The following is a 19,137-nucleotide window of genomic DNA, read 5'->3' as shown; positions in this document are numbered from 1 at the left end:
TCATCGAGATTGCTTTCCGCCATCCGGAGGTTATTCGGGAAGACCTCGAACTCAGAGGTTAACAAGGTGGTCAACGGGACGCCAACTACGCCGCGCTCCATTGTCGCCCATCACCACTGGCGTTATCGCACCATCTGAATGTCCGCTTCGCGACCTTTGCAGCTGAGAATCTTATAAATTGCATGTGCCACATTGGCATACAAGGTTGATTGAGGCAATTATGTATGCCAACATGGCACAGGTAGTCTAAGTCCATCGAATCACTTTTTATCAAGGAAGATAGTTTTCTTGGGTTCCAGTCGAGCCTATCCCACCATCGGTGAAGAATATGATGAACACACAAGGTAAAGACACTCGCCTGGTAGCCCGTGTCGATGAAGAAACGCAGAGACTTATTGCTCATGCAGCAGAGTTAACGGGCCGCAGCTTGAGTCAGTTCCTGATCTACGCTGCAAAGAAAGAAGCACAAGAGGCCGAGCGTCAGGCGCTACAAATTCAGGTTTCCCGGCAAAGTGCTGATCTTATGCTGGCGCTGCTGGATAACCCTGAGCCGATTAACCCAAAGCTTCGGGAAGCTGCACTCAACCACAGGAAGTTGGCTGGTGACTTTAAGAACCGAAGAAATCAGTAAAAAGCACAATCGGCGAAAATTTGACTGCGGTAAGCCTGCACTCAACGAGTTCTTAAAGAAAATTGCCCGGCAAAGTAGCCAGAAGATGGCGACACGAACTTATGTACTGGTTGAAGATGAGGGCGACCCGACGGAGATCCTGGGTTATTACACTCTTCTTCCAAGCACCGTTGTCTTCCCCCAGGGGCATCCCCTGCAAAAGCGGTTTCCGTCGGATCCGCCGGTTTACCGGCTGGCACGGCTTGCGGTTGATAACTCTGTGAAAGGGTATGGATTAGGAGAATACCTGCTGGTCGAGTGCTTGAGACGGGTTGTTGATGCGTCGATTTCAGTTGGAGGTATAGGCTGTGCGGTAGATGCCAAAGACGACGACTCAAAAAGATTCTACGAAAAGTTCGGGTTCGTCGCTATTGATGCCGTTGAGGGTGACGCTTCAGCGCTTTGGCTGCCTTTTGAACAATGTCTGGAAGCAGTCGAACTCTCACAGACAAATGGACGGTAGTCGGGTTCTGCCCCGTTGCTGCGGATCTTTCTAAAAAGAGGCGGAATTTCTCCCGGGGGAAGTGGCGGTCTATCCGCCTGAACGTTCGTTTTGCGACCGCTGCAAAGTCGTTTGTCGGGCAAGATCCTGCCATTAAAACCATAATTATAGGTCCTCACCCTTCGAAGAGGGTCAAATATGATATTCCCTATCCGTCATGCTCCCTGGAATAAGGGTGAGCTCGTTGGTCAGTAGCTACCGCTCAAACTCGAACAAATCTGGGCTATCCACATTCGATTGGAAATCGCGGAAAATGTCCGTGAACTGACTATGTTCAACATGGCAATTGATTGCAAGCTCCGTTCGATATCTATGTGCTGAAGTCGAGGACGCTCTAGAGATAACTGAGAGTATTGAGATCTGATTGGTTGACATGGCCCTTCGATCCTTGATCGTTGGGTGACGCAGCCGCTCGAAGCGCCAGTCGATGACCGTCGTCGGGAGCAGATCACTCCTCTCCAATTGCGACCAAAGTCAGCAGTCCTCAATAATACCCTTGGCTACGCAGGTAGTCATCATAGCAACCACTAAAGTCCGTCACGCCTTCCCCGGAAAGATCCAGAATACGCGTGGCCAGTGACGACACAAATTCCCGGTCATGGCTGACAAAAATCAGCGTACCCGGGTAATTTTCCAGTGCCAGGTTCAACGCCTCGATGGATTCCATATCCAGGTGGTTGGTAGGCTCGTCCATCAACAGAACATTGGGCTTCTGAAGAATCAGCTTGCCGAACAGCATCCGGCCTTCCTCACCGCCGGAAATCACCTTGACCGATTTGCCGATTTCATCTCCGGAGAACAGCATCCGGCCAAGCGTACCGCGCACCATCTGCTCGCCGTCTGCCGTCCATTGCGCCATCCAGTCAGACAGGGTCATATCATTGGCGAAATCATCGGAGTGATCCTGGGCGTAGTATCCCACTTGGGCGCTGTCCGTCCATTTCACCTCGCCACTGTCCGGCACCATTTTCCCGGCCAGACACTGCATCAGCGTGGTCTTGCCGATGCCGTTGGGACCGATGATGGCCACACGCTCCCCGGCTTCTACCTTCAGATCCAGGTTATTGAACAACGGTTCGTTCTCAAAGCCTTTGGTGAACCCATGGAGCGTCACTGCCTGGCGATGCAGTTTCTTGGTCTGCTCGAAGCGGATAAACGGGCTCACGCGGCTGGAAGGTTTCACTTCCTCAAGCTGGATCTTGTCGATCTGGCGGGCGCGGGAGGTGGCCTGCTTGGCCTTCGAGGCGTTGGCTGAGAAACGGCTGACAAACTGCTGGAGTTCGGCAATCTGGGCCTTTTTCTTGGCGTTATCCGACAGCATGCGCTCGCGGGCCTGGGTCGCGGCGGTCATGTACTCGTCGTAGTTACCCGGGAACAGCCTCAGTTCCCCATAATCCAGGTCCGCCATGTGGGTGCACACACTGTTAAGGAAGTGGCGGTCGTGGGAAATGATGATCATCGTGCTGTCCCGCGCCACAAGAACGCTTTCCAGCCAGCGGATGGTATTGATGTCCAGGTGGTTGGTGGGCTCGTCCAGCAGCAGGATGTCGGGATCGGAGAACAACGCCTGGGCCAGCAGCACGCGCAGCTTCCAGCCCGGAGCAATGGCGCTCATCGGTCCGCTATGTTGCTCCAGGGGGATCTCCAGCCCCAGCAGCAGCTCGCCGGCACGGGCATCGGCAGTGTAACCGTCCATCTCGGCAAACTGGACTTCCAGGTCGGCTACCGCCATGCCGTCCTCTTCGCTCATTTCTGCCTGCGAATAGATTCGGTCCCGCTCGGCTTTCACTCGCCAGAGTTCCTCATGGCCCATGATCACGGTATCAATAACCGTACAGTCCTCGTAGGCGAACTGGTCCTGACGCAATTTGCCCAGGCGCTGGTTCTGGTCCACCATAACCTGACCCGCGGAAGGCTCCAGATCGCCGCCGAGGATCTTCATGAACGTGGACTTGCCACAGCCATTGGCGCCGATCAGGCCATAGCGGTTGCCATTGCCGAATTTGACGGATACGTTTTCAAACAGGGGCTTGGCCCCGAACTGCATGGTAATGTTCGCGGTGGAAATCAAAAAGAAACCTATCAACAGTGAATACCGGGCAAACGCCGGTCGAGAAAACCCGGCATTGTACAGGTTTGCAGCAAGAACCGTGAGACAGCAGAAACACGGATAGAAAGCGCTTGCCTCAACGACGCGGAGCGGGCAGCATTTCAACCTCGGTAATGCCAGCACACTCTCTATTAACCCGATCAAGGAAACCGACCCCATGACACAGGCAACAGCACGCCATATCCTCGTAGACAGCGAAGCAAAGTGCGAAGAACTCAAACAGGCCATCGAAGGCGGCCAGGACTTTGCGGATGTGGCAAAGCAGCACTCATCCTGCCCCTCCGGCCGCAACGGCGGCGACCTGGGTTCTTTTGGCCCCGGCCAGATGGTTCCGGAATTCGACAAGGTGGTGTTCAGCGGTGAAGTGAACAAGGTCCTTGGGCCGGTGAAGACCCAGTTCGGCTATCACCTGCTGGAAGTTACCAGTCGGAGCTGATGGGAGCATACCTGCCAGCAGACCGCCCCGCTCGCAAGGCCCGGATATGCCAGTATCTTGCCTTTGCGGGCATCGTCCTAATAGCACCTTTTTTCTTCATAGGCGGCCCGGGATGGAGCGATGGGCCACTGTACAAGTCGGCCTGGAACCTCGGGCACATTCTGTTTTTTGCCCTGCTGACCCTTGCCGTTCAGCCCTGGCGGATCTGGACCGGCTGGACGCTCTGGGGCCTTACCACACTTGCGGTGCTTCTGATCGGCGTGGGGATAGAGTTACTCCAATACGGGGTAAGCCGCCAGATGGACTGGCAGGATATCCTCCGCAATATGCTGGGGCTGTGGGTAATACTTGCCCTTAAGCCCCCGGCTCCGCATGCAGGGCATTCACGGCTGACCACCTGGTGCCTGCGGATCATCGTTGCGGCACTTCTGATTAGCGAAGCAGGCAGTACCGCAAGGGTTGCCGTGCAGCAATACCACGTCAGCCAGTTATTGCCAGCGCTCTATGATTTCGACCAGCCAGATCCCTCACCTTTCTGGAGCGGGCCGGTCACACGCGCTTCCGGAAATACCGAGCGCAGCCAGGAATACCAGCTCAGACTATCCCTCTCCACCAACCGTTACTCCGGTGCCTCCCTGCACAACTTCCCCGGTGACTGGCGGGGCTACGAAAACCTCATTATCGTGCTGCATAACCCGCAGGATCACCATCTCCGGATGACCCTGCGAATCAACGATCTCCCCCATGATCTGGGCGCAAACGCCTACAACGACCGTTTCAACACAAGCCTTCTGCTTCCTCCCGGTGAACAGAGCTTCCGGCTCGATCTTGATCTGGTCAGGGAAGCGCCCGCTGGCAGGGCCATGGATATGCAGAACATCAGGCGCCTGGGCCTGTTCGTTTCCCGGTTGCCGGAACCCGGAACAGTTTACCTGCGGGATATCAGGCTGGAGTGACCTCCTCTGGCATATGGTCTAGTATTGTTAACAATAGCCGTCGAACGACCCTCCCTGTCTGTCGTTCAGCATCCTTGTCTGTGAGACTTTGCATGAAGTTGGTGATCGCGCAAATCATTGTGCTTACGTTGTTCTGGTCGACTTTTGCATTAGCAGATGATGACGCGCGTAAAATCAGTATAAGTGTTGGAGACTGGCCGCCCTTTTTTGTGGAGAGTGAGCCCGGAAAAGGCAGCGTTGCCCGGCTGGTCACAGACATCTTTGCCGAGGCAGGCTACGAGGTGGAATTCCACTTCCTGCCCTGGAAGCGCGCCTACCGGGAAGCCGCTGCAGGCGGACACGATGCCACTGCCATATGGATGTATGCAGCCGACCGGGAGCAGGACTTTGTTTTCAGTGACCCGGTAATGAACGAACGCTTTGTGCTTTTTTACCGGAAGGACGCTCCCGTAAGGTGGCAGAGTATGGAAGACCTTTCCGACCTCCGGCTCGGAGGCAGCATAGGCTACAGCTATGGGAAGAACTTCGACAACGCCGTGGAAAACGACGTTATCGACGTGGAGTGGGTAGCGTCTACCGAGCTTAATTTCCGCAGGCTATTGTTCGGTCGCATCGACGCCTTCCCCGAAGAAATAAACGTCGGCTACTATATTCTCCGGCGGGAAACCGGGCCGGAAGAAGCAAAAATGATCACTCATCACCCCAGGTCCGTTTCAGAAAACGAGAGCTTCCTGCTGTTCCCGGCCGACGAGCCGGAAACAGATCGGCTTCGGAAAATATTCAACAGGGGCCTGCAGGATTTCAGGGATGATGGCCGTTATAAATCTTACTTTGACACCCTGCCACAGGCCTCCCTCAACAAGCCGGACGCCTGACTGAACGGGCTGTTCAGTCCAGCCGCCAGGGATTGCAGGTAAGGGGCTCTGCTCCATTTTCGCCGACCAGAACAGTATCACTGCAACCAATGCCCCACTGCCCGGGAATACGCAGGCAGACGGGCAGGTGAAATACCATCCCCTGGCGGAACTCGGCCGATTCACCACGTGCAATGAATCCTGAACCTTCCACCCAGGATGGGGGAAACTGCGCTCCTACGGTGTAGCCAAACACCCCTGAGAAAAACACCTCGTCGACCAGCGGAGCCATGGCATGCTCCGCGGCCCTTGCAGCATGATCAAACGTTCGCCCCGGCACCATCGATGACTGCAAGGCATCCACCACGCGGCGACAGCCATCAAAAACGGAGCGCATCCTTGCCGTGGGCTCACCGGCCACGACGGTACGCATCATCGGTGCCGTATAGCGCTGCCACACGGCACCGAATTCCAGGAATACGGGATCGCCTTCTTCTACCCTGCAGCGCTTGTGGTTGGTGTGAATCACACTGCTTCGCTGCCCCACGGTAACGATGGGCTGCATACTCATGAACTCGCTGCCACCGGCCAACAGGGCTTCCGCACCTATGGCTGCAATGTCGTTATCGGTCATGCCCGGCTGTATCGCTGTTGCAGCTGCCTCTATACCCTGCCCGGTAATGCGCGCACTTTGTCTCAGGTAGTCAATTTCTGCAGGCGATTTTACGATGCGGATACTTTTCAGCATGCGGGACGCGTCAACGAATCGCGTAACCGGCAGCCGCTGTTTCAGCCCTTCAACCACACCCTGGCGCAACGAGCCGTGCCAGTAATCGATCCCCACAGTGGTTGCATGGCCACCCAGAGCCCGGGCCAGAGGATCGAGTACGTCGCCAATGCCTTCCCAGCGATAGCCAATAACATTATCAACCCGTGTCGTGATCATTGCCGGGCCGGTTTCAATGGAGGGAACCTGAAGAGTCAGCGAGTCGGCAGTGACTACCAGAGCCACATGAACAGAAACCTCGAAGGTGCTGTAGCCGGTCAGATAGAAAAGATCAGACGGGTCTGTCAGCAGCAACGCCTCGACGTCGTCCGCTGCCATCCTCGCCCTGAGGCTCTCAAGCCGTTGATCATATTCTGCCTGGGGAAACGGACATTCCCTCCCCCTGAGCTCACTGGCAAGGGTTTTCTGGTAGGCATTATAGTCCATGGGGGTCATCTCCGGGGGCGCAGGCGGAAAGGTTACTACTGGAGACTGGACCCAAACCGGCTGCTTTTCAAACCCCGATGGACTTCAACCCGGATTAAAGAACCGCGTCAGCTGGCTGCCAACCGTTTCAACCGGCTCGGTAACAGAGCGCTGGATGCTGTTGGTGACCACCCGGGTAAACGCCGAACCGGCGTTACTCTCGAGGAACTCGATATAGTCTTTCAATTCAGACGTGGTCACATCCTGATAGGTATAAAGGTAGCCCACGTAGACCTGCTGGGCGACCATGCCCCGCAGCATGTCCCTCTGGCCCTCGATCTTCTGTTGTAACTGCTCGAAAGTGGGCCCTTTGCTGCCGTTAAAGGCGGCCATGGCGGAGGCCAGTCCCAACTGCACGGCAACGGTTGTATCGACAGCGCTTTCGGTGGCCCGGGCCGCGCGGTCAAACCGGTCAAACAGCTGTGCCCGTTCACTGCCCTCGTACCTGTCCTGCAGTTCCGAAGCTTCGGCCTCCACTTTTTCCCATGCTGCCGGCCTGGACGCAGCAACCTCCGCCCGGGAGATCTCTTCAGCCAGAGGTGTTTCATACCAGGCGAGCACCGAGTTCAACTGCTGATCGTCCAGCCCAATGGCCAGATCATCAACCACCTGCGCGCGAATATCTTCCGCGCTGAACGCATTACTGACCACACTGCTGATGGTGTTGGCGACAAATGGCTCTACCCGGCCACTCTGTTTCAACCCTTCGCGAACACCCTGGCTCATCATCGCCGGATACTGGGCCACAATCTCATCAATGGGGGACGCCCGTAATACCGAGTCGGCCAAGGGGCTTGCGGTGGCGGAACCACACACCAGCAAAAGAAAAAGTAATGCTGGTTTAACTTGGGATAGTGCGCGCATGAACCTAGTATCCTCTGAGATCGGGCGTTTGTTATGCCACGGAGCCAACAGCCCCTGCAAGCAAACCCGCCCGTCGTTTGATGACCATTTTGTAGTGTGGAGCAAGAGAGCCCTGGCCTGCCCATGAATAAACGTCGTAACCGACTGAAAATGTGGAAGTCGCGGCTTCGCTGGTACGGGCTACCGTCACTGGGCCTGGCAATCGCTATTGTGGCAACCCTGCGGTTCAGCCTGCTGGAACCGGACCCACCCGCCAATCCGGAAGACGTGTGTGAGATTTTTCGCGAGCACCCGGTCTGGTACGACTACGCCAAACGCTCAAAGGAGCGGTGGGGCACCCCCATTGCCACACAACTGGCCTTTGTCTACTACGAATCGTCGTTCCGCAGCCACGCCAGGCCACCGCGCAAGTGGCTGTTTGGGTTCATTCCCTGGGCCCGCCCAACATCAGCCTACGGCTACGCCCAGGCACTGGACCCGGCCTGGGGCGAATACCTGGAGGCAAACGGCGACGGCTTGTCGGTGGTGCGCACCAACATGAAATACGCGCTGGATTTTGTAGGCTGGTACAACCATCTCACCAACCGTGAGGCTGGCATTCCTCTCACCAGTCCCGGGAAACTCTACCTTGCATACCATGAAGGCAGAACCGGTTATCAGAGACAGAGCTATCTCGCCAAGCCGGCGGTGATGTCGCTGGCCGAGCGGGTGCAAACCCGGGCTTTTCGTTATCACCACCAGCTACAGACCTGCGAGGAGGAGTTCCAGTGCTGGCGCTTCTATCAGTTCTGGCCTTTTTGCGGCGACTGGTAGAAACGGGTCAGGCATTACCCTCCACTCGCGAAGAAAGCTTTGCCAGCCTGGTGATAAGAAACTCCATCACGATCCGCACCCTTGCCATCTGCTGGGTTTCGTTGTTAACCATCAGCCAGAGATCCACACCTTCACCCTCCAGGGGCGGAGATAGCCGTTTCAGTTCGCGGGTGTTGTCTCCGAGGTAACAGGGCAGCACGGCGAGACCGGCGCCAGCCCGCGCGAGGGCATGCATGGCCTGCAGGCTGTTACAGCGGATAAAAGAAGACGCGTTCTTGAGATTCTTGCGGTACCAGCGCCCGGTTGCCAGGTGGCTGAAGCTCTCATCAGGCAGAATCCAGAGTTGCTGTTCCGGTGCATTCTCCAGATCCATGTCAGGGTTGCGCCTGTAGTATCTGGAAGCTCCATAGACGGCCGACTCAATGGTTCCGATGCGCTCACCTTCCAGGGTGGCCTGGGGCTTATTCACCGGCCGCAGGGTCAGATCGGCTTCGCGATGGCTGAGGTTGAGCACATCGTTATCAGTAAGCACTTCCAGCTCAATGTCCGGGTATTCCCGAACCAGGTCGGCAATCATAGGGCTTATCAGGGCATTGACCATGGTATCGGTAGCGGCAAGCCTGACTTTGCCCACTGGTGCGGAGTCCTGCCCCACCAACTGGCGCTCAAGGTTTTCCATGTCTCCGGTGAGCCTTTCGGCCGCCCGGAAAGCGGTTTCACCCACTGGCGTCAGCTGAAGCCCGTCGCGGTTACGCTCAAAAAACTGAACGCCCAGCTGCTCTTCCATCTGGTCCAGACGGCGAAGCACTGTCGTCTGGTGTACTCCCAGTATGTCACCGGCCTTGGCGAGGGTTCCACCTATAGCCAGCGCGTGTATATATCGAAGATAATCCCAGTCCATAGCTACTGCATATTTGCAACATGAGTACGGATTTTAACGTATTCAAGCTGCAAAAAAGAAGGCGTATAGTTCTTTACATAGTCAGCTAACCAATATTTTTTAATCCACCAGACAAGGAGGAAGGCGCTATGACTCAACACCATACCGCAACCGTTCACCCGCTGCCGTCCAGTATCCTCCACAACAGTACTGATGTCAGGCGCCAATACACCCGTGCAGCCGCCAAACAGGCAGCACAGGCAATCAGCCGGAAAATGAGTTCCTGGAGAAGGAAGGCAGCATCCGCAACGCCGGAGATGCCCCAGATGATGCAGGGCGGACACTAAGCCCGCCCCTGTAAGGGAAGACAGATTTCATCAGCACCGGTGGCCCTGAATGCTCAGGCCCACCGGTGTTTTCATTTTCGGGCTCAGAACTCCCAGATCACTTTCCGTTTCTTGCCGAACCACTCATCCATTTTGCGGTTGTAGTAATCTTCGATGACGTTGCGCTTGATTTTCATAGTCGGAGTCAGCATACCGTTTTCCATAGTCCATGGTTCCTTCACCACGACCACGAAGGCCAGTTTCTCATGACCCTCGCATCCCCGGTTCACCGCATCCAGCTCAGCCGCCAGCTCATGCTCCAGCTCTTCACGGCTGCCACCGGCCTCCAGCTCATCCCGCGCCTCCTCCGATAACAACACCATCAGACACGGCTGGGGCTGATTGGCACCGGCCACGCACACCACTTCTGCTTTCGGGTGGTTGAAGCGGTTCTCAATCGGTACGGGTACCACGTACTTGCCCTTGGAGGTCTTGAACAGATCCTTCACACGGCCGGTAATACGCAGGAAACCTTCACTGTCGATCTCACCCATGTCACCGGTTTTCAGGAAGCCGTCGTCGGTGACATCTTCCCGGGTTTTCTCCTCGTTCTTGTAATAACCCAGCATTTGCCCGGGACTTTTGACCTCAACTTCCTCGCCCTCTGCCAGACGATGCTCCACACCCGGATTGGTGACACCCACGGTGCCGGGCTTCGCCGCGCTGGGACGATTGGCATGGGAATAACCGAAGTTCTCGGACATGCCATACACTTCCAGCAATTCCAGGCCCAGGTTGCGATACCACGCAACAATTTCGCTGGAAAGAGGCGCCGCGCCCGTCAGGGCGGCACGGCAATGATCAAGCCCGAGTTGCTTGAGCACCTTCTTTTTTACCAACCGATTCAGTAGCGGGATATTGAACAGCACTTTCTGCTTCCTGGGTGGCAGCTTGTTATTGATACCCAGGTAGAATTTCATCCACAGTCGCGGCACCGAGAAAAACAGAGTCGGGCGGGCCCGCTGCAGGTCTTCCTGGAAGGTCTCCAGGGCGTTGGCGAAATACAGGTGGAAGCCGTAATACAGTGACTGGGTTTCCACCGCGGCACGCTCGGCGACGTGGGCAAGCGGCAGATAGGAGAGCATGCGCTCATCCTGATTGACCGGGAAAATCTGCTGCAGGCCATCAGCCACCGAAATCATGGTGCGGAAACTGTGCATCACGCCCTTCGGACGACCGGTGCTGCCAGAGGTGTAAACAATGGTCGCCAGGTCATCCGGGTCGGGCAGCTTTGGCTCAGCCGGCTGCTGATCAGCTATGATATCAAGCCACTGGGGCGTATCGTCACGGGGCGACATCGGCAACGAGATGATCGGCATGTCGTCGGGAATGTGTCCCTTGATGTCATTCCAGCCGTCGGCCGTGCCATCCAGCTTGCCCAGGAAAAGCAGCTTCGCTTCGCTGTGCTCGAGAACATAAGCCGCCGTATCGCCGTTCAACGTGGGATAAAGCGGAACTGAAACGTGCCCTGCTGCCCAGGTAGCAAGATCACAAAGTATCCAGTGTGCGCTGTTTTTACCCAGGATCGAGATATTGCTGTGCTCGGGAATGTCCAGGGCAGCAAGATGTGCCGCCATCCGGGAAACCTGGTCCGCCGCCTGTTTCCAGGTGATGTCTTCGGTGGTTCCATCCGGGAATGGCTGGGTCAGGTAAACCTTGTCGGGAGTTTGCTCTGCCCAGTAGTAAAGGCAATGGAGAGAGGTTTGCTTTGCATTGTCTACAGCCATCGACGGCTCCTTATTGTTATAGTCTGGAATCACTTTATTTTTGTCAGACTAAAGCATAGTACCTGTATTTGCCGTTTCCTCAAGTTATCCGCAATCCCGGACCACCTCCCTGTAAAAGTGGGCAGATGAGACACCCAACACATTTTGGGCCGTGACAAATATCAACAATGGTCTAGAGTGATCCTGTCAGCGTACGAACAACAACAAAAATTCACTCTGGAGGTACCTGTGAGAACAACAACCCGTTCATCATTGATTTTCCCGGCCTGGGCTTTCATCTGTACAGGCGCGGTTGCCTTTCTTTACTGCGCATCAGCAGGTCTCCTGACCGCCTGAGTGGCCCGCCCGGGCAGCTCCCGGGGCTTCCGCCAGGCCGGTTTGCAGCGTACCCTTCCTTACCTCGTCAGATAACACTGCCAATACGGAAGGGTTCCGCCCCATGCAAGATTTCATTCTGTACCACTATGCCATGTCACCTTTTTCCGAAAAGATCCGGGTGATGCTCGGCTATGCCGACCTCACCTGGCAGTCCGTTACTGTCAGGGAGATGCCACCGAGGCCGATTCTGTCAATCCTCGCAGGCGGCTACCGGAAGGTCCCTGTTGCCCAGAACGGCGCCGATATCTTCTGCGACAGCCGGGCAATTGCCGACGAAATCGTGCGCCTCAGCGGCAAAACCGAACTGAGCCTGGCCGGCCAACCCCGGGAGATCATCGATTTCGTGCACACCACTGATCTGGATGTATTTCTGGCCTGTGTGATTGCCGCAAGCGATGGCCGTATGCTGAAGAAACTGGTGAGGGACACGTCTCTGCTGCATGCGTTGCGCTTTCTCAAAGACCGCATCAGCATGGGCAGGAAATCCAGGGTCAAGGCGCTACGCGGTCCACAGGCGAAGAAGAAGGTGATCGCGCACATCAGCAACATGGAATCCATGCTGAACGAGGACTTCCTGTTCGGAAGCTCGCCCTGCGTCGCAGACTTCTCCGCCTACCATGGCCTCTGGTTCGTGTGTGACCTGGCTGGAAAACCCTGGCTCAGGGATTACCCGAAAGTAACCGCCTGGATGGAGCGAATGAAAGCCTTCGGCCATGGCCAGTTCCGGGAGATCACCGCTGACCAGGCACTGGACATTGCCCGTACTGCGACCCCAAGGGTTATTGAGACCGCCAGTGAGGACTCACTGACAGGGCATAAAGTCGAAGTGGCCCCCGACGACTATGGGCGGGAGCCAGTCACCGGGAAGCTGGTATTTGCAGACGGGCATGCACTGGTTCTCGAACGTTCTCACGCCCGCGTGGGCCAGGTCCATGTGCACTTTCCAGCCCGGGGTTTTGTGCTCAGACCGGCCTGATCCTTCAGGCAGGTCTGTCTTCAGAACCGGCACTTTCAAAGGCAGTCAGAACAGAGCTCAGGAAGTCATCCATCAAGGCACGCGGCGCGGAGCCGTTCCCGCCGCCCTGCTCTTCCTGGAGCGCCTGGGTATCATCCAGCAGTTTCTGCATCAGGCCTTCCACTGCAGGCAGGTCGATGCCATTGGCTGCTGAATCTCCTGCAACCTCCTGAATCTCCCTGGCCAGGCCGCCAAGCGGCCGCAACTGGCTGTTTACAGACGGCTCCCGGGCCATGGTTTCGTATGCTGCAGCGGATACCATTCGGGTTGCCGACAGGTTCAGGCTGAAGCTGGCGAGTTCATCTCCGCCCAGATCAAGCGATTGCGCAGCACGAAACGCACCCTGGATATCGCCATTGAAGAAACGCCCTGATACATCCTGAACCTTTCCGAACAGCTCTGTCAGTGCCTGCTTTTCCCCATCATCAAGGCTGCCCTCAACGGTGAACGAGTAGCGCCCGGAAAACAGGCTGGCGGAGCTTACTTCGTCGGAGCGGATGCCGTTACTCTCTAAGGAACCTGCGGCCATCCCGCTGTATCGCTGTTCGTCCATGCGAACGGTGACCCGGTCGCCGTCACGGGTGGTCACTTCAAACGCCAAGCTGTCTCTTGCTGCGGCCTCGACCAGTGCGGCGGAGGTTTTGCTCTGCGCCGGAGAAGCGCCAGGCAGGTCAGTCTTCAGATAGCGGGATTCAAGCCCCGCCAGTCCCTCCTGAATACGGCCGAAGCTGTCGTCAATATCACTGTTGAGCTTGTCGGTCATCATTCCCAGGGCTTCAATCTGTTCACGAGCATCGGAAAAGCCCTGCTCAACGCCACGGCGGGCATCCGCTAGTAGGCCCGCCAGCCGCTCGGTGTCGGCGCCAGCGTCGGCCTCCTTCTGCAGGCGTTGCTGAACAAATCCCAGCACCCGGCTGGCGACATCGGCGGCAGTCGGCGGCTCGAAGCGATTACCGGCCGGGCCGGAAGCATCAGGAGCCGCTTTACCCAGTCGCTGATCCAACTGCTGTTCGAGTCGTTTTCGCAGCACATTGATGGCATCTTCAGCCGTACGGATAGGTGTCCTGTCCTGGCCTTTGACGACGACGGGGGCGGAATTGTCACCTGATGACCGGTTCCCCGGCAACTCCGCGCCAGAGCGGCCGGGCATGCCGGATCCGGGAATATTAATTGGAGAAACCATAGCGTCTACCTTCATAACCAGAGGGACAGGATATGGAGTCTTTCCACAGCCTGCCCACGGTTATCGGCAGCCGACGAGCGGGCGTTAAGATCTTTTTGGTATTAACACCAGGTGGTTAGGCAATTCATTTTTCTCGTGGGTGGCGGGCACCTGTTCCTTGAGGTGCTGACCGCAACTTTCGATGCACTCCAGAAAGCCTTTCAGGGTATCGCCGCCGCGTACCCGATCGGTAAAGGTTCTGACAATACCTTCCCATACCTCATCGCCAATCCTCGCGGAAATACCCTGGTCCACCAGGATTTCCACATAGTGTTCCGCTTCCGAGACGAAGATCAGCATGCCCACACCGCCTTCTGTGTGATGCAGGTTCTGCTCGAGGAATTGCCTCCGCGCCATATTGGAAGCGCGCCAGAACCGCACCTGTTGCGGAATCAGGTGGTGCCCCACACCCGGCAACTGAAGCAGCAGGCAGAGCACGATAAAGGTCGCCCACTGAACGACCAATAGCCAGTCGGCACTCAGGGAGCCGGTGAAGTAATTGATGGTGCCGGGGATCAACAATGCGACGATTCCCGCCCACAGCAACGGTATGTAAGCATAGCTGTCGGAAGCGTCGGCCAGTACCGTGACCAGTTCCGCGTCGGTTTCCCGCTCAACCTCAGAGATGGCCGAAGCCACCTGTTGCTGTTCCTTGTCTGTTAATAGCGTCATGTTTGTTCCGATATTGCTGAATCAGGGAGTTCTGTATTTGTGTAGCCCGGGACGAGACCGTGCTACCAGCCGCCGGAGGCTCCACCGCCGCCGAAGCCGCCGCCTCCGCCACCGAAGCCACCACCTCCAAGACCGCCGCCACGGCCACCACCGCCAAGCCCTCCGAGCAGAGCACCCGCCAGTATGGCACTGCGGCCACGCCGGCCACTGCCGAAAAACGCCAGCAAGACAATAATGAAAAACAGAATGCCAAGCGCGGGATGAGGTTTGTCCTGTGTGGCGTCAGAACGCCGGCGCTCCGGGACTGCCAGGGGTTCTCCTCCTAACACCTTGACCATGGCCACAGCACCGTTGGCAATACCGCTGGCAAAATCACCTTCCTTGAAAGCAGGAGTAATGATCTGGTTGATAATGGTGGCGGAGGCAGCATCCGTCAGGCGTCCTTCCATGCCGTATCCCACCTCGATACGGATTCTCCGTTCCTCCTCGGCAACAATCAGCAGAGCCCCGTTGTCTTCACCTTCCTGACCAATTCCCCAGTGCCGGCCCAACTGGTAGCCATAATCTTCAATGGCATAGCCCTGCAGGTCAGGAAGAGTGACCACCACTACCTGCTCGGTGGTCGCCTGTTCATGGGCTTCCAGCATCTGAACAAGGTTGGCTTCAACCTGTTCGGAAAGCATGTCGGCGCGATCGACCACACGGCCCGTCAGCTCGGGAAACTCCGGTGTGGACTGGGCCATTGCAGCCTGGGCAAACAGGGCAAAAGCCACAAACAGGGTTATCCGGCGCAACATTACAGGCATCAGAATTCCACCTGGGGTGCGTCTTCCGCATCCGGGGCTGTTGCTTCAAAGCTGGCCCTCAGCTCCATGTCGCTGTAAAGAAAGCTGTGCCACAACCTGCCCGGGAAAGTGCGAATCTCGGTGTTGTAGCGCTCGACGGCCTGGATAAAGTCCCGCCTGGCCACCGCAATGCGGTTTTCCGTGCCTTCGAGCTGGGACTGCAATGCCAGGAAATTCTGATTGGATTTCAGGTCAGGATAGCGTTCAGAGACCGCCATCAGGCGGCTCAACGCGCTGCTCAGCTCTCCCTGGACCTGCTGGAACTGTTGCAGCTTCTCGGGATTGTTGAGAATGCTTTCATCGACCTGGATGGATGTGGCCTTTGACCGAGCTTCGATCACCGCGGTCAGGGTGTCCTGTTCCTGCTCGGCAAAGCCCTTGACGGTCTCCACCAGGTTGGGCACCAGATCCGCCCGCCGCTGATACTGGTTTTCCACCTGCGACCAGGCTGATTTCACCTGCTCGTCATAGGTAGGGATATTATTGATGCCGCACCCGACCAGAAACAGGGCCAGTAGCGACACCGCCGCCAACCGGAAAACAGTTCGGCCTGGCGTGGCTGTGTTCAGGTATTGCATAGCGTATCGATTCCTTGAGGATTAACGGGGCCAGTAATCTGTGGCCATTGACACTAACACACTTCTACTTGTGCATCTGTTCGATGCACCACCCTGAACACTGTATACATATACAGACCTCTTCGTTATACTCGGTCCGACTCAATGAACCCCACCAGACACGACAACGTGCGGGAACACACTGGAGAACATCATGGCCGTACAAGCGCTGTATTACTCGGAGAGGGACGGACTGGAGATGGCACTGAAACACCCCGACACAATGCTCTTCTCGTCCAAAGCCGAAGCCGACGCCCGGGACAAGGTACTGGAACTGGCAGAGGAAATTACCCAGTTCCTGCAGGCAAGGGTTGAGGGCATGGACGAAGCCATGGCAGAAAAAGCTGCGCTGGCCATTGCCGAAGAGAAAGACCTGTTTGGAAAGGCGCTGAAGAAGCCCTCTTTGCTGAACGAACAGGCGCAGCCGGACTCCGACTGACCCGACCACAGCCCTTACCACTCAGCGGCGGAAACGTGTTTCCAGCACCACCGCTGAGTTGGTCCGCTCCACCCCTTCCAGGTTACCGATCTCGTCGAGTACTGCACTGAGCTCCTCAAGCGATTGCGCCTGGACAATGGCGATCAGGTCATACTCACCGCTGACCGAATACAACTGTGATACCTGGCTGATCTGTTCAAGTGCGGTATTGGTCCGAGCTGTCAGCTTCTGAAAAACCTTGATCGACACGTGCGCCTCTACCTGGTTGGCCGAGAACTCACCACCCAGTTGCACGGCATACCCACGGATTACACCACTGGCTTCAAGCTTCGCTATGCGATTCTGCACCGTTGAGCGGGACACATTGAGCGCACGGGCCAGGTCAGAAATACTGGACCGGGCATTCTGGCGCAGCAGCAGAAGCAGTTCCTGATCCTGCTTTCCTATCATATTGCCTAATCCTTATTTAATTTTGCCATAATAATTTATCATATTTGATATTCTGAAACTACAAACTGACAACCAGCTTCATCATACTGTGCTCATCAATCTTCACCCGCCAGGAGTCAGAGACAGATGAGGATGTCACGATGATCATTCGCCCGGTTGCCATGACCGACCTTCCGGCCCTGCAGGAAATCGCTGTGGAGTCCGGCCCCGGATTCACCTCACTGGTGGATGATCGTGATTTCCTGGCTCAGAAAGTCCAGCGTTCCGTGGAAAGCTTCGCTCGCAGCGTGAAGACCCCTGGCGACGAGAATTACCTGTTTGTGCTGGAAGATCCGGAAACCGGCGCAATCATGGGAACAACCGGCATTGAAGCGTCGGTGGGCATTCAACGCCCGCTGTACCATTATCGCTGCAGACAGGTGGTGCACTATTCCCCAGAGCTGAAGCTGCTCCGCAGGCTGGACGTGCTGGATATGTGCCACCACTACGTCGGCTGCAGTGAGATCTGCACACTGTTCCTGAGGCCGCAGTTCCGCAGGGCGCACGCTGGCAAACTGCTATCGCGCGTCCGTTTCCTGTTCATGGCGCAACACCCTCAACGATTTGCAGAGACGGTCATCGCGGAAATGCGTGGCGTGGCGGACGCAAACGGCCAGTCCCCGTTCTGGAACTGGCTACGTGAACATTTCGTTGACCTGGATTTCGACACGGTGACTCGAATGGTCGGTACCGGAGACAACGGCTTCATTGCCGATCTGATGCCGCGGCATCCGCTCTACACTCACCTGATGAACGAAAACGCTCGTGCCGTCATCGGACAGGTCCATCACAACACCCGCCCTGCCCTGAACATGCTTGAGGCAGAAGGGTTCCGGCACACCGGTTACGTTGATCCGTTCGACGGCGGCCCCACGGTGGAGGCAAAGCTGGCTGACATCCGGTCGGTGTCAGGCTCCACCGCCTGCGGTATCCAGGTTGTCGAGAACGTTGAGCCGGACCTGGATCAATGGCACGCCGGCGGCCAGGGCCGGATACTGGCTATAACCAATAACGGCGCCGCAGACTTCCGTGCCACTGTCACCGGTTCGGCCAGGTATCTGCCATCACGCAATCTGCTTCAGGTACCGGCGACACTGGCAAAGGCGCTGAAACTGAGTAACGATGGGCGGGCGCGATTTATGGAACTGGCAACCAGCAGTGCGGGCAGGCAACCAACGACTATTCCACTGCGCCAACAACGGGAGGTGCTCCATGCACACCGATAGAGACATACTGTTCCGTCGTCTGTGGGACAACTACTGTGAAGTCACTCCCTCTGCCGAGGATATCCACCAGCTGCTGGACGACACCCAGGGCGGCGAAATCGTGAACGATCACATTGCCCTGCGCACCTACAATCTCGAAAAGGTGAACCTGGACAAACTGGCGGCGCACTTTCTGGCGTTAGGTTACCAGCAAGGTGGCGAGTATCACTTTGAAGCCAAAAAACTCTACGCCAGGCACTACGAACACCCGGACCCTTCCGCCCCCAAGGTGTTTATCTCCGAACTGCTGGTTGAGCAGTGTTCCGAACCGTTGCAGGCCATCGTCCGAAAGCTGGTGAGCCAGATTGATCCGGATACTGTCACCGCCGACAACTTCCTGTATTCCGGTCGACACTGGAGCATTGACTACCCCACATACCGGGCCCTACTGGAAGAAAGTGAATACGCTGCCTGGTTGGCCGCCTGGGGGTTTCGTGCCAACCATTTCACGGTAAGCATTAACGCTCTCAGCCGGTTCAGCACAGTGGCGGAGATCAATCAAGTGCTCAAAGAGAACGGTTACCGGGTGAACAGCTCTGGCGGCGAAGTGAAAGGCTCTCCGGAAGAACTGCTGGAGCAGTCCTCCACCATGGCAGACCGGGCGGACGTGGGATTCTCCGATCAGACAGCCGCCATACCCAGCTGCTTCTACGAGTTCGCCCTGCGCTACCCCAAACCCGATGGCCACCTATACAGCGGCTTTGTCGCCGCCTCGGCGGACAAGATCTTTGAAAGCACGGACAGC

21 protein-coding genes are annotated in these 19,137 nt (G+C 56.6%); 11 read left to right on the top strand and 10 right to left on the bottom strand.

Translation table 11 applies throughout. The features are described 5' to 3' along the window. The first annotated feature begins 328 nt into the window (after positions 1-328). The gene (locus ACESMB_RS10230; protein ID WP_372971467.1) at positions 329-631 is read left to right on the top strand and encodes a DUF1778 domain-containing protein; all 303 of its coding nucleotides are present in this window, start codon (positions 329-331) and stop codon (positions 629-631) included. Further along, complete coding sequence (locus tag ACESMB_RS10225) at positions 603-1,133, top strand: GNAT family N-acetyltransferase (RefSeq protein ID WP_372971466.1); 531 nt, start codon at positions 603-605, stop codon at positions 1,131-1,133. The genes ACESMB_RS10230 and ACESMB_RS10225 overlap by 29 nt, the downstream gene beginning before the upstream one ends. Before the next feature lie 523 nt (positions 1,134-1,656). Here ACESMB_RS10225 and ACESMB_RS10220 read toward each other — a convergent pair. Beyond that, complete coding sequence (locus ACESMB_RS10220; protein ID WP_372971465.1) at positions 1,657-3,243, bottom strand: ABC-F family ATPase; 1,587 nt, start codon at positions 3,241-3,243, stop codon at positions 1,657-1,659. A 196-nt stretch (positions 3,244-3,439) separates the two neighbouring features. Between ACESMB_RS10220 and ACESMB_RS10215 the strand changes: the two genes are divergently transcribed. The 3 genes from ACESMB_RS10215 (at position 3,440) to ACESMB_RS10205 (ending at position 5,549) form a co-directional block, all read left to right on the top strand. Further along, positions 3,440-3,718 carry a peptidylprolyl isomerase gene (locus ACESMB_RS10215; protein WP_372926659.1) on the top strand — a complete coding sequence of 93 codons (279 nt, stop codon included), beginning with the start codon at positions 3,440-3,442 and terminating at the stop codon, positions 3,716-3,718. Continuing rightward, positions 3,718-4,674: a succinyl-CoA synthetase subunit beta gene (locus tag ACESMB_RS10210; RefSeq protein WP_372971464.1), complete on the top strand. Its 957-nt coding sequence runs from the start codon at positions 3,718-3,720 to the stop codon at positions 4,672-4,674. The genes ACESMB_RS10215 and ACESMB_RS10210 overlap by 1 nt, the downstream gene beginning before the upstream one ends. 92 nt (positions 4,675-4,766) lie before the next feature. Beyond that, positions 4,767-5,549 carry a substrate-binding periplasmic protein gene (locus ACESMB_RS10205; RefSeq protein WP_372926661.1) on the top strand — a complete coding sequence of 261 codons (783 nt, stop codon included), beginning with the start codon at positions 4,767-4,769 and terminating at the stop codon, positions 5,547-5,549. A gap of 13 nt (positions 5,550-5,562) precedes the next feature. On the opposite strand, the gene ACESMB_RS10200 is transcribed toward ACESMB_RS10205, so the two are convergent. Continuing rightward, positions 5,563-6,741 carry a M24 family metallopeptidase gene (locus tag ACESMB_RS10200; protein WP_372971463.1) on the bottom strand — a complete coding sequence of 393 codons (1,179 nt, stop codon included), beginning with the start codon at positions 6,739-6,741 and terminating at the stop codon, positions 5,563-5,565. Between the two features lie 84 nt (positions 6,742-6,825). Then, positions 6,826-7,569 carry a DUF2059 domain-containing protein gene (locus ACESMB_RS10195; RefSeq protein WP_372926663.1) on the bottom strand — a complete coding sequence of 248 codons (744 nt, stop codon included), beginning with the start codon at positions 7,567-7,569 and terminating at the stop codon, positions 6,826-6,828. Positions 7,570-7,767: 198 nt separating this feature from the next. Between ACESMB_RS10195 and ACESMB_RS10190 the strand changes: the two genes are divergently transcribed. Beyond that, complete coding sequence (locus ACESMB_RS10190; protein ID WP_372971462.1) at positions 7,768-8,457, top strand: lysozyme-like domain containing protein; 690 nt, start codon at positions 7,768-7,770, stop codon at positions 8,455-8,457. 7 nt (positions 8,458-8,464) lie between these two features. Here ACESMB_RS10190 and ACESMB_RS10185 read toward each other — a convergent pair whose 3' ends face one another. Continuing rightward, positions 8,465-9,358: a LysR substrate-binding domain-containing protein gene (locus tag ACESMB_RS10185; RefSeq protein WP_372926665.1), complete on the bottom strand. Its 894-nt coding sequence runs from the start codon at positions 9,356-9,358 to the stop codon at positions 8,465-8,467. A 128-nt stretch (positions 9,359-9,486) separates the two neighbouring features. On the opposite strand from ACESMB_RS10185, the gene ACESMB_RS10180 reads away from it, so the two are divergent. Then, complete coding sequence (locus ACESMB_RS10180) at positions 9,487-9,684, top strand: hypothetical protein (RefSeq protein WP_372926666.1); 198 nt, start codon at positions 9,487-9,489, stop codon at positions 9,682-9,684. An 83-nt stretch (positions 9,685-9,767) separates the two neighbouring features. Here the strand turns inward: ACESMB_RS10180 and ACESMB_RS10175 are convergent, their stop codons facing one another. Next, complete coding sequence (locus ACESMB_RS10175) at positions 9,768-11,450, bottom strand: AMP-binding protein (RefSeq protein WP_372926667.1); 1,683 nt, start codon at positions 11,448-11,450, stop codon at positions 9,768-9,770. 439 nt (positions 11,451-11,889) lie between these two features. Between ACESMB_RS10175 and ACESMB_RS10170 the strand changes: the two genes are divergently transcribed. Then, a complete protein-coding gene (locus ACESMB_RS10170; RefSeq protein WP_372926668.1) occupies positions 11,890-12,804 on the top strand; it encodes a glutathione S-transferase family protein in 915 nt (304 codons plus the stop codon). A gap of 4 nt (positions 12,805-12,808) precedes the next feature. Here ACESMB_RS10170 and ACESMB_RS10165 read toward each other — a convergent pair whose 3' ends face one another. The 4 genes from ACESMB_RS10165 to ACESMB_RS10150 all read right to left on the bottom strand — a co-directional run bounded on the left by ACESMB_RS10165 (position 12,809) and on the right by ACESMB_RS10150 (position 16,160). After that, entirely contained in the window at positions 12,809-13,993 is a 1,185-nt protein-coding gene (locus ACESMB_RS10165; protein WP_372971461.1) for a DUF5610 domain-containing protein, read from the bottom strand. A gap of 117 nt (positions 13,994-14,110) precedes the next feature. Beyond that, entirely contained in the window at positions 14,111-14,737 is a 627-nt protein-coding gene (locus ACESMB_RS10160; protein ID WP_372971460.1) for a TPM domain-containing protein, read from the bottom strand. A 62-nt stretch (positions 14,738-14,799) separates the two neighbouring features. Further along, positions 14,800-15,534, bottom strand: a complete 735-nt coding sequence (locus ACESMB_RS10155) for a TPM domain-containing protein (RefSeq protein WP_372926687.1) — start codon at positions 15,532-15,534, stop codon at positions 14,800-14,802. An 8-nt stretch (positions 15,535-15,542) separates the two neighbouring features. Beyond that, the gene (locus ACESMB_RS10150) at positions 15,543-16,160 is read right to left on the bottom strand and encodes a LemA family protein (protein ID WP_372971459.1); all 618 of its coding nucleotides are present in this window, start codon (positions 16,158-16,160) and stop codon (positions 15,543-15,545) included. A gap of 193 nt (positions 16,161-16,353) precedes the next feature. Here ACESMB_RS10150 and ACESMB_RS10145 point away from each other — a divergent pair, with 193 nt between their 5' ends. Then, positions 16,354-16,638, top strand: a complete 285-nt coding sequence (locus ACESMB_RS10145; protein ID WP_372926672.1) for a YebG family protein — start codon at positions 16,354-16,356, stop codon at positions 16,636-16,638. 21 nt (positions 16,639-16,659) lie between these two features. Here the strand turns inward: ACESMB_RS10145 and ACESMB_RS10140 are convergent, their stop codons facing one another. Then, entirely contained in the window at positions 16,660-17,088 is a 429-nt protein-coding gene (locus ACESMB_RS10140; protein ID WP_372926673.1) for an Lrp/AsnC family transcriptional regulator, read from the bottom strand. Positions 17,089-17,228: 140 nt separating this feature from the next. On the opposite strand from ACESMB_RS10140, the gene ACESMB_RS10135 reads away from it, so the two are divergent. Further along, the gene (locus ACESMB_RS10135) at positions 17,229-18,353 is read left to right on the top strand and encodes an arginine N-succinyltransferase (protein WP_372926674.1); all 1,125 of its coding nucleotides are present in this window, start codon (positions 17,229-17,231) and stop codon (positions 18,351-18,353) included. Then, positions 18,340-19,137, top strand: a 798-nt coding sequence (locus tag ACESMB_RS10130) for a DUF1338 domain-containing protein (RefSeq protein WP_372971458.1), incomplete at its 3' end; no start/stop codon positions are given. The genes ACESMB_RS10135 and ACESMB_RS10130, both read left to right, overlap by 14 nt.

The sequence above is a fragment of the Marinobacter sp. genome (assembly GCF_041686475.1).
GTDB lineage: Bacteria > Pseudomonadota > Gammaproteobacteria > Pseudomonadales > Oleiphilaceae > Marinobacter.
The sequence above is the reverse complement of the archived record's forward strand: the minus strand, read 5'-3'. Positions and strand labels throughout refer to the sequence as shown.

Bases quoted from the DNA above. Each gene is read 5' to 3' on its own strand.
- ACESMB_RS10175 (WP_372926667.1), bottom strand. From the start codon at position 11,450: ATGGCTGTAGACAATGCAAAGCAAACCTCTCTCCATTGCCTTTACTAC.
- ACESMB_RS10165 (WP_372971461.1), bottom strand. From the start codon at position 13,993: ATGCCCGGCCGCTCTGGCGCGGAGTTGCCGGGGAACCGGTCATCAGGT.
- ACESMB_RS10230 (WP_372971467.1), top strand. From the start codon at position 329: ATGATGAACACACAAGGTAAAGACACTCGCCTGGTAGCCCGTGTCGAT.
- ACESMB_RS10150 (WP_372971459.1), bottom strand. From the start codon at position 16,160: ATGCAATACCTGAACACAGCCACGCCAGGCCGAACTGTTTTCCGGTTG.
- ACESMB_RS10210 (WP_372971464.1), top strand. From the start codon at position 3,718: ATGGGAGCATACCTGCCAGCAGACCGCCCCGCTCGCAAGGCCCGGATA.
- ACESMB_RS10190 (WP_372971462.1), top strand. From the start codon at position 7,768: ATGAATAAACGTCGTAACCGACTGAAAATGTGGAAGTCGCGGCTTCGC.
- ACESMB_RS10135 (WP_372926674.1), top strand. From the start codon at position 17,229: ATGATCATTCGCCCGGTTGCCATGACCGACCTTCCGGCCCTGCAGGAA.
- ACESMB_RS10155 (WP_372926687.1), bottom strand. From the start codon at position 15,534: ATGTTGCGCCGGATAACCCTGTTTGTGGCTTTTGCCCTGTTTGCCCAG.
- ACESMB_RS10205 (WP_372926661.1), top strand. From the start codon at position 4,767: ATGAAGTTGGTGATCGCGCAAATCATTGTGCTTACGTTGTTCTGGTCG.
- ACESMB_RS10170 (WP_372926668.1), top strand. From the start codon at position 11,890: ATGCAAGATTTCATTCTGTACCACTATGCCATGTCACCTTTTTCCGAA.
- ACESMB_RS10200 (WP_372971463.1), bottom strand. From the start codon at position 6,741: ATGGACTATAATGCCTACCAGAAAACCCTTGCCAGTGAGCTCAGGGGG.
- ACESMB_RS10145 (WP_372926672.1), top strand. From the start codon at position 16,354: ATGGCCGTACAAGCGCTGTATTACTCGGAGAGGGACGGACTGGAGATG.
- ACESMB_RS10160 (WP_372971460.1), bottom strand. From the start codon at position 14,737: ATGACGCTATTAACAGACAAGGAACAGCAACAGGTGGCTTCGGCCATC.
- ACESMB_RS10215 (WP_372926659.1), top strand. From the start codon at position 3,440: ATGACACAGGCAACAGCACGCCATATCCTCGTAGACAGCGAAGCAAAG.
- ACESMB_RS10180 (WP_372926666.1), top strand. From the start codon at position 9,487: ATGACTCAACACCATACCGCAACCGTTCACCCGCTGCCGTCCAGTATC.
- ACESMB_RS10140 (WP_372926673.1), bottom strand. From the start codon at position 17,088: ATGATAGGAAAGCAGGATCAGGAACTGCTTCTGCTGCTGCGCCAGAAT.
- ACESMB_RS10185 (WP_372926665.1), bottom strand. From the start codon at position 9,358: ATGGACTGGGATTATCTTCGATATATACACGCGCTGGCTATAGGTGGA.